Source organism: Streptomyces colonosanans, assembly GCF_001866645.1.
GTDB classification, from domain to species: domain Bacteria; phylum Actinomycetota; class Actinomycetes; order Streptomycetales; family Streptomycetaceae; genus Streptomyces; species Streptomyces colonosanans.
On sequence record NZ_MLYP01000142.1, the window covers coordinates 1 to 1,524 of the forward strand.

At 71.3% G+C, this 1,524-nt stretch carries 3 protein-coding genes; all 3 read right to left on the bottom strand.

Features of this window, described 5'->3' with window-relative positions; genetic code table 11:
• On the bottom strand, nt 1-277 hold a 277-nt coding region (locus tag BIV24_RS30795), incomplete at its 3' end, for an SDR family NAD(P)-dependent oxidoreductase (RefSeq protein ID WP_143064711.1).
• 160 nt (nt 278-437) lie between these two features.
• Nucleotides 438-818 (bottom strand): DUF3037 domain-containing protein, encoded by a 381-nt coding sequence (locus tag BIV24_RS30800; protein ID WP_071369755.1) that lies wholly within the window; start codon nt 816-818, stop codon nt 438-440.
• A partial coding sequence (locus tag BIV24_RS30805; RefSeq protein ID WP_071369756.1) for a HipA family kinase occupies nt 815-1,524 on the bottom strand: 710 nt, incomplete at its 5' end. The genes BIV24_RS30805 and BIV24_RS30800, both read right to left, overlap by 4 nt.

Genomic DNA, 1,524 nt, shown 5'->3' on the forward strand with positions numbered 1-1,524 from the left:
CGCCCGCGTTGTTGACGAGGATCGTCGGCGCGCCCAGTTCCTCGGCGATCCGCGTCATGGCCGCCTCGACCTGCGCCTCGTCCGAGACGTCGCAGCCGACGGCGATGGCCTTGCCCCCGGCCGCGGTGATCTTCTCCACGGTGTCCTTGCACGCGACCTCGTCGAGGTCGATCACCGCGACGGCCCGGCCCTCGGCGGCCAGTCGTACGGCGGTGGCGGCGCCGATACCGCGCGCTGCGCCGGTGACGACGGCGACGCGCTGCTCAGTGGTGGACATTGCTGGTTCTCCTCGCCCTTGGAAAGCCTGGAACACCTTCGGGAAATCTACGGCCACCACGGTACGCCCACAGGTGAGCGACCGCTTAGTACCTTCAGTGGACGCGACGCTAGAAGCCCTGGCACCCGGTGTCAACGGCACACCGGGTGCGTGTGATCCATTACCTCACCAGGAGGTCCAGCAACCGCTCCGCCTCGGCCGCCGGATCGGCGGTCAGCCCGGTGTGCACGGGCCCGGGCTGGACGACCGTCGAGCGGGGGGCGATCAGCCAGCGGAAGCGCCGCCCGGCGTCGTCGCACGCCGCCTGCCCGGCCGCCGAGCCGCCCGCGCACACGCCCTCGACGGCGCGGAGCGCCGCGCGCACACCGGCCACGTCCGCGCCCGGGTCCAGCGCCAGCAGTTTCGACTCGTCCAGGTGTGTCCGGGCGGCGACGAACGACTTGGCGCGGCAGTAGACCAGTACGCCCGCGTTGATGCACTCGCCGCGTTCGACGCGGGGCACGATCCGCAGCAGCGCGTATTCGAAGACGTCCCGCTTCACTTGTCCCCCTGAAAGGTCTCGATGCCCTTGATGCGTTCGTGGACGGCGGCGGCGCGGGCCAGCAGCGGCCGGGCGTAGGCGCGCCGCAGCGCGTCCGGCGTGTCGAAGCCGGGCTCTCCGGTCAGCCACTCGTCCGGGATCCGGGCGGTCACCTCGGCCAGTAGTTCCTCGGTGACGAGCGGCGCCAGCTCGGCGGCGGCGCCCGCGACGTCCGGTGCGAAGGGGGCGAGTGCGTGGTCGCTGGCGTCGTAGGGCCGGGCGGCGGAGGCCTCGGCGCCGGGCCAGTTGTGCTGCCAGATCATGGTGGCCCCGTGGTCGATGAGCCACAGGTCACCATGCCACATGAGCAGGTTGGGGTTGCGCCAGGAGCGGTCGACATTGCCCACGAGCGCGTCGAACCAGACGATCCGCCCGGCCTCCTCGGAGCCGACCTCGAACGCGAGCGGATCGAAACCGATCGCCCGGCTGAGGAAGTCCATGCCGAGGTTGAGTCCGCCGCTCCCCTTGAGCAGCTCCTGCACCTCCTGATCCGGCTCGCCCAGGCCCAGCACCGGGTCGAGACCGATCGTCACGAGTTCGGGTACGCGCAGGCCGAGCCGGCGGGCGAGCTCGCCGCAGACGACTTCGGCGACGAGCGTCTTGCGGCCCTGTCCGGCGCCGGTGAACTTCATGACGTAGGTCCCGAGATCGTCGGCTTCGACGAGCC